This window comes from Corynebacterium sp. (assembly GCF_012837295.1).
Lineage (GTDB): Bacteria > Actinomycetota > Actinomycetes > Mycobacteriales > Mycobacteriaceae > Corynebacterium.
The window spans coordinates 1-7,244 of the sequence record NZ_DURI01000245.1 but is presented as its reverse complement, the minus strand read 5'-3'; the positions used below and the strand labels follow the sequence as shown (position 1 = coordinate 7,244).

Genomic DNA, 7,244 nt, shown 5'->3' with positions numbered 1-7,244 from the left:
GCCTTGTACACGAGCCACTTGCTTCCCGACGCCTCCGTGCGCACGCGCAACTCGTCACCGAGTTTGACGTTGAACTCCTGCTTCTGCGAGTCATAGACGTCATCGAAAACGCCCGGGATGCGGGTGTTGGCGTGGCCCGCCAACACGGCGACGTCCTCCTGATCCGTCGACGGCAAGACATACGGCTTGTCATCGGCGGTGTAGAAGCAAATGTCCATCAAATGCACCGGGTCGAGGCCACGATCCGTCATCGGGCACAAGTCCTCGACCACCGGCTCCGACAACCCCAAGGCCGGCATCGTGAGCTCCACGGGCATCGACTCCTCGATGGCGACCTGTTCGACCTCCTCCCCTTCCCCGGGGGAACCGGGCGGCGCCGGCAGATCCGGCCCGCAGGCGGTGAGCAACAACGGCACCGCGGCCAACGCCGCGATGATGGCCGGCCGCAACGCGCGTGTGCGGGCGGGCGAGGTGGACATGATGATCCGCTCCTAAAAGTCGTGGCCATCCGACGCCACGGAACCTGCCGCGACCGTCGGAGAGTCAATCTGGCAATGCTGAAGATGTTGTTGGTGCAGGTGGTGCTGGCAATGCGGGCAATGATCGCGATACCGGCAGCTCAGACCGCCGGGGCGTCGGCCAGGCCCGCGAAAGTCCAGCCGACGATGACGTTGTGGGTCGCCGAAGCGAAGGGGTTGCGGGACTGGATGCAGCTGATCGTCAGCATCCGCCCGGGCATGGGGCCATCGCCCCACACCTCGGCATCGCCGCCGAGGGAAGCCTTGTCGATGTTGTGGAAGTCCGTGGCCTCGTACACCAGCCACCGATCCCCGCCGGCGCGGGTGCGCACGAGCAGTTCGTCGCCCTTCTCCAGGGTGAAGGTGTCGGTGCCGTTGTCGTAGAGGTCGTTGAACACGGCGTCCCGGCCGCTGGCGGCATGACCCGCCAGCACGGACAAGTCCGGCACGTCGGTGCCCGGCAACGAGTACGGGCGATCCTCGGCGACGTAGTAGCAGGCGGTGTCCAACGTCGGCGGATCGAGGGCGCCGTCCTCCAACGGGCAAGCCTCGGAGTCGATGTCGGTGCGCAAACCCAGTGCGGGGATGGCCATCTCGAGGGGCTGCGACGCCGCGATTTCCTCGTGGGACTCCGTGACGTCGACGTTGGCGTCGACGCGATCGGCCGACGACCGGGAATCCGCGAACGGCCCGAAACCGAGGATGTGGGCGCCGACGGCGAATGCCGCGATGACCACCAGGAGAACCACGACATCCAATACCCGCACGCGGCCGAACGGCCGTGTCTTGCCGGACATCACTCCACCTCCCCGAGCCGAACCCGGACTTTCCACCTTCATACCGGACCCCCACGGAATCGGCGCCGGCCGGGCGGTTGCTTCACCGCCCGGCCGACGCCACCCGCATCACTCCCGGAAACTCAACCGAACTCAGGCTTCACGACGACGCAGCGCGTACGTGCCACCCGCGATCGAGATCAGGACGACGCCACCCGCAGCGGCCCACGCGGCGGTGGTGTCGCCGGTACGGGCCGGCACGCCACGATCACCCTTCTTCGGCTTCTGCTTCGGCTCGATCGGACGGGCCTTGGACGCCGGAGTCTCGTCCTTGTCCTTGTCCTTGTCCTTGTCCTTGTCGTCGCCCGGATCCTCGCTCGGGTCGGGCTCTTCACTGGGATCGGGCTCATCGCTCGGATCCTCGCTCGGGTCCGGATCCTCGCTCGGGTCCGGCTCCTCGCTGGGATCGGGCTCATCGCCGGGATCATCGGGATCCGGCTCGTCGCCGGGGGCATCGCCGCCGCCCGGTTCGTCATCGCCCGGCTCGACGGCGACCGAGTCGCCGTCGGCGCGCTGCGCCTGAACCAGAACGCCGTCGTCGTCGGCATCGGCGAGGGCCACCGGAGCCCCCATTGCCATGGCACCGGTGGCGAGAATCGCCGCACCGGCCCACGCGGTCATCTTCCTGACCTTCATCGTGATCTCCTCACATTTATGTGGCCATTCGCGCCACGATCGCGCCACCGGCCACGCTGCTGAACAACTTCACCTTCAGCGTAACCACAAAAACAACGCCACCAAGCAATTAATTTTGAGCCACCCCCACAATTCCGATCAATGCAGGTCACCCGCCCCCGACCCGCACCCCCACAGCCGAAATCCCAACTTCCCAACCCGCACCCCACCCCCCAACACGAGCGTTACGCTGCACCAATAGGTTACCCCCGGACATGGTCACCCTTTAGGGTATCGGGGCCCAGTTCCCGCTTTTGATCGTTGACGACTATCTCAAATCAACCGATTAACCCGACCATCGAGCAACGTTAGCGGACCATTCAGTCGATTCCAATACCCAATATCCGACATTATTTTGCGGACCCGCTGCATGTTTTTCCGGCAAAATTGCCAGGAACATGAAAAGTCCGGCCGAGCCCCGGGCACCGGTCGGGCGCCCGCGCCGCACCTCCCCCCAAAAAAGGCCCGGCATCCACGTCGGATGCCGGGCCCATGGGCGTCGTAAAGCGAACTAGCCGAGCTTCTTCGCGATGAGCTGATTCACCTGCGCCGGGTCGGCCTTGCCGCGGGTGGCCTTCATGACCTGGCCCACGATCGCGCCGACGACCTTCTTGTTGCCGGCCTTGTACTTCTCCACGATGTCCGGGTTGGCGGCCAGCGCCTCGTCCACGGCGGCCTCGATGGCGCCGTCGTCGCGGACGACCTCCAGGCCACGGGCCTTGACCACCTCGTCGACGTCGCCCTCGCCGGCGAGCACGCCGTCGACGGCCTGGCGGGCGAGCTTGTTGGTCAGCTTGCCGTCCTTGATCAGCGCGACGACGCGGGCGACCTGCTCCGGGGTGATCTCCAGCTCCGCAAGCTCGACGCCGCGGGCGTTGGCCTGCTGCGACAGGTAGGCGACCCACCAGGCGCGGGCCTCGTCCGGGGTGGTGCCGGCTTCGACGGTGCCGACGATGAGGTCCAGGGCCCCGGCGTTGACCAGGTCGCGCATCTCCTCGTCCTTGAGGCCCCATTCCTGCTGGATGCGGGCGCGGCGGACCCACGGCAGCTCCGGCAAGGTCGCGCGGATCTCCTCGACCCACTCGCGCGGGGCGATGACCGGCGGCAGATCCGGGTCGTTGAAGTAGCGGTAGTCCTCCGCGGTCTCCTTGATGCGGCCGGCCGACGTCGAACCGTCGGTCTCCTGGTAGTGGCGGGTCTCCTGGCGGATGAAGCCGCCGTCCGTCAGGACCTGCGCCTGGCGCTGCATCTCGTAGCGCACCGCCTGCTCGACGGACTTCAGGGAGTTGATGTTCTTCGTCTCGGTGCGGGTGCCGAACTCCTCCTGGCCGATCGGGCGCAGCGACAGGTTGGAGTCGACGCGCATCGAGCCCTGGTCCATGCGGGCATCGGAGACGCCCAGGGCCTTGACCAGGTCGCGCAGCGCGGAGACGTAGGCGCGGGCGACCTCGGGGGCGCGCTCGCCGGCGCCGATGATCGGCTTGGTCACGATCTCGATCAGCGGCACGCCCGCGCGGTTGCAGTCGACCAGCGAACGGGTCGCGCCGTGGATGCGGCCCGACGTGCCGCCCAGGTGGGTGAGCTTGCCGGTGTCCTCCTCCATGTGGGCGCGCTCGATCTCGATGCGCCACTCGGTGCCATCGTCGAGGACGACGTCGAGGTGGCCGTCGAACGCGATGGGCTCGTCGTACTGGGAGATCTGGTAGTTCTTCGGCTGGTCCGGGTAGAAGTAATTCTTCCGGGCGAAGCGCGAGGACTCCGCGATCTCGCAGTTGAGCGCCAGGCCGATCTTGATGGCCCACTCGATGCCGGTCTTGTTCACCACGGGCAGCGCGCCCGGCAGGCCCAGGCTGCACGGGTCGACGTTGCTGTTCGGCGCGGCGCCGAAATTGGCGGAGGAGGAGGAGAACATCTTGGTGTTCGTCGCGAGCTCGACGTGCACCTCCATGCCCATCACGGGGTCGAAGCGCTCGAGGACCTCGTCGTAGTCCATCAGATCATCAGCGTAAGCGGCGGTCATGGGGGACATCGTACTAGTGGCCGGGTGGAGGCGGGCACCCCGGGGCCGGGCCGGTGGACTACCCTGTTCTCGTTGCTCAATCGTTATCGCCGATCATTCCCCGGGAGCCCCGATGACCCACGCCCGCACCGACGACACGCCCTCCGATTCCGGCCGGAAGGGCCTGTTCGCCGGGCTCGCCATCGCCGTGGCGGTGATCCTGACCATCGCCGTCGTCGCGTCGATGTTCCTCGGTTCGTCGAACCAGGGCCACGGTGCGGAGCTGAACAAGCAGGCGCTGCGCGATTCCCTCTCCCCCGAACTGGCGGAGGGCTGGAATTCGGAGATGTGCTTCGTGCTCATGGACAAGCCCCGCGGCCTCGCCGACGCGCCCGCCGAGCTGCCGGCGATCAACTGCCTGCTCGACGACGGCTCGCAGAACGGCGTGTCCACGACGATGGTGGCGGACGAGAAGTTCGCCGAGTCCGTGCGCAACACCGACATGGTCGAGCTGGGCTCCTCGGCCGACGGCGCGCACGAGCTTTCGTGGCTGCCGGAGACGGGCCTGATCTACGACGTCACCGAGCAGTCCGTCCTGCGTTTCGGTCCGCACCCCGACGAGGCCGCCGCCCGTGCCTTCGCGGAGTCCCACGGCATGCTCGAGGCCGAGTAGGCGCGTGCCCGGCCCGAACGAGCATCCCCCGGTTCCCCCGACGTCGCGCGCGGCGATGCCCGCGTTCCGCAATGGCGTCCATCGTGCGGCGGGTGCGGGGGCCTTCGGGGATTCGCTTTCCGACGGCGACGCGGCAACCTACGACGACGTGCGCCCCGAGTATCCGCCCCAGGTCGTGGAATTGGCCGGGGCCGCTCCGCTGAACGTCCTCGACGTCGGCGCCGGCACGGGCAAGCTGACCGCCGCACTGGTCGCCGCCGGCCACCGCGTGACCGCCGTGGACCCGGGCGCGGAAATGCTCGCCGCCCTGGCCCGCGTCTGCCCCTCCGCGGCCCGCGTCCGCGCCACGGCCGAGGCGACGGGACTGGCGGACGGCTCCTTCGACGCGATCACCTGCGCCCAGACGTGGCACTGGGTCGACGTCCCGGCGGCCTCCGCCGAATTCGCCCGGCTGCTGCGGCCCGGCGGCCGGGTGGTGCTGACGTGGAACACCCTCGACGTCCGCGTCCCCTGGGTGCACCGTCTGACGCGGATCATGCACGCCGGCGACGTGCAGAAACCCGGCTTCATCCCGGACGTCGCCGCTCCCCTGCACATCGTCGACGAACTGCGCACCGAATGGGAGCAGCCCCTCACGCCCGGGCGAATCATCGAGCTCGCACGGACCCGCTCCTACTGGCTGCGGTCGTCCCCGGCGACGCGGGAGAAGGTCGAGGCGAACCTCCGGTGGTACCTCCACGACCACCTCGGATTCGCCCCCGGCGACCTGGTCGCGCTGCCCTACCGGTCGGATTCCTTCGTGGTCTCGGCCGACTGAGGCGTGGCCGGGCCGTCGTCGAGCTCCGTGGAGACTTCCGACCGGACGGTGTCGATGAGTTCCCGGTCGTCGGCATTGGAGGCCGCCACCTCGCGCTCCAGGCGCGCGCTATCGTCCCTGCTGAACACCGCACGGGGATCGAGGCGGCGGCGGACCAGGTCGCGGATGACCGCGCGGCGCTCGGCCTCCTCCGCGAGCTTCGCCCGGCCGGTCATGCGGGCGACGATGACCACGATGATGAGCACGATGCCGATGTAGCCGATCGCCGGGTAGACGGTGGACACGAGCGTCTGGAAGCCGATGAAGCTCAGCGCCAGGCCGACCGCGACCGAGCCGAGGAAGACCGGGCGGAAACGGTCCTTCCGATTGCGGGTCAGGCGCTTGCCCAACGCGTAGAACATGCCGATGGCGGTGTTGAAGATCATGCCGTAGACCACCACCGCCATCGCCACGCCCAGCGCCGGGTTCACCCGGTCGACGATGGTGAGCATGGGCATGTCGTCGCCGCCGACGGCCTCCACCGAATAGAACAGCGCGACCGACACGATGATGAGCAGCCCGCCGAAAATCGCCCCGCCCAGCAGACCGCCGACGCCGGCCTCGCGCGGGTTGAGGTGCGTGCCGCCGATGACGATGGCCATGGACACCGCCACCATGAAGTTGAAGCCCACGTAGTTGACGGCGGAGACCCACCAATTCGGCAGCGTGGTCAGCAGCCCCTCCGTCGCCGGCTCGAGCTCCGCCAGCGTGCCGTCGGCCCGAATGATGGAGTAGATCGACGCGCCGACGAGGAAGACGATGATGAACGGCGAAATCGCGCCGATGATCCGCGTGACCTTGTCCACGTCGAGCATGCCCGTCAACGCGACGAGGACGACCATGAGCAGCGATCCCACCCACAGGGGCAGGTCGAATTGCTGCCTCAGGTTCGCGCCCGCCCCGGCGAACATGACGAACCCAGTGCTGAACAGCGTCACCATCACCGCCACGTCGAGGATCCTCGACATGATCGGCGAGGAAATGCGGTCGAACACCGCGGTGTGCTCGCCGGCCAGGAAATAGCTGGCCAGCGACAGCACGGCCGCCGCGGCGGCGGCCATGACGACCCCGGCCAGCACCGCCCCCGCGATCCCCCAGCGCCCGAAGGCGACGAAATACTGCATCATCTCCTGGCCGGACGCGAATCCGGCTCCGACGATGAGGCCGACGACGGCCATTGCGATGGCTATGGAACGTTTCAACACGCCCCACAGCGTACGCTGGGGCTTTAGCCGAACAGCGCCTTCGCGGTGGCGTAGCGGCGCTCCGGCACGACCTTGAGTTCGGCGACGGCGTCGTCGATGTCGATGCGCTCGATGTGCTCGCCGCGCAGGGCGACGATCTTGCCGTAGTCGCCGTCGTGGACGGCGCGGGTGGCGTGGACGCCGTAGCGGGTGGCCAGCACGCGGTCGTAGGCGGTGGGCGTGCCGCCGCGCTGGATGTGGCCGAGGACGGTGGTGCGCACGTCGTATCCGGTGCGCTCCTTGATCTCGTTGCCGATGACCTGGCCGATGCCGTTGAAGGTCTGGTGGCCGAACTGGTCGACGCCGCCCTCCTCGAACTGCATCGTGCCTTCCTCGGGCATGGCGCCCTCGGCGACGACGATGATGCCGTACTTCTCGCCCATCTGGAACCGGCGCTCCATGGACTTGCAGATGGCGTTGATGTCGAACGGCTCTTCCGGGAT

The 7,244-nt window shown here is 67.9% G+C and carries 7 protein-coding genes and 1 pseudogene; 2 read left to right on the top strand and 6 right to left on the bottom strand.

Features of this window, described 5'->3' with window-relative positions; genetic code table 11:
* The 4 genes and pseudogenes from GX015_RS07995 to gatB form a co-directional block, all read right to left on the bottom strand.
* Positions 1-479, bottom strand: a pseudogene (locus tag GX015_RS07995) (hypothetical protein); the annotation flags it as partial.
* A 140-nt stretch (positions 480-619) separates the two neighbouring features.
* The gene (locus tag GX015_RS07990) at positions 620-1,315 is read right to left on the bottom strand and encodes a class F sortase (protein WP_291344196.1); all 696 of its coding nucleotides are present in this window, start codon (positions 1,313-1,315) and stop codon (positions 620-622) included.
* Between the two features lie 132 nt (positions 1,316-1,447).
* Positions 1,448-1,990, bottom strand: a complete 543-nt coding sequence (locus tag GX015_RS07985) for an LPXTG cell wall anchor domain-containing protein (RefSeq protein WP_291344194.1) — start codon at positions 1,988-1,990, stop codon at positions 1,448-1,450.
* Positions 1,991-2,540: 550 nt separating this feature from the next.
* A complete protein-coding gene (gene gatB, locus GX015_RS07980) occupies positions 2,541-4,049 on the bottom strand; it encodes an Asp-tRNA(Asn)/Glu-tRNA(Gln) amidotransferase subunit GatB (RefSeq protein ID WP_291344193.1) in 1,509 nt (502 codons plus the stop codon).
* Between the two features lie 112 nt (positions 4,050-4,161).
* Between gatB and GX015_RS07975 the strand changes: the two genes are divergently transcribed.
* Together GX015_RS07975 and GX015_RS07970 are read left to right on the top strand one after the other, a co-directional pair.
* Complete coding sequence (locus GX015_RS07975; RefSeq protein ID WP_102212265.1) at positions 4,162-4,701, top strand: hypothetical protein; 540 nt, start codon at positions 4,162-4,164, stop codon at positions 4,699-4,701.
* A 4-nt stretch (positions 4,702-4,705) separates the two neighbouring features.
* Positions 4,706-5,518 (top strand): class I SAM-dependent methyltransferase, encoded by an 813-nt coding sequence (locus GX015_RS07970; RefSeq protein ID WP_291344192.1) that lies wholly within the window; start codon positions 4,706-4,708, stop codon positions 5,516-5,518.
* Here the strand turns inward: GX015_RS07970 and GX015_RS07965 are convergent.
* Together GX015_RS07965 and GX015_RS07960 are read right to left on the bottom strand one after the other, a co-directional pair.
* On the bottom strand, positions 5,482-6,762 hold the full coding sequence (locus GX015_RS07965) for a hypothetical protein (protein WP_291344191.1): 1,281 nt from the start codon (positions 6,760-6,762) through the stop codon (positions 5,482-5,484). The genes GX015_RS07970 and GX015_RS07965 overlap by 37 nt on opposite strands.
* A gap of 23 nt (positions 6,763-6,785) precedes the next feature.
* Positions 6,786-7,244: 6-phosphofructokinase (locus GX015_RS07960; RefSeq protein WP_291344189.1), on the bottom strand; the 459-nt coding region annotated here is incomplete at its 5' end.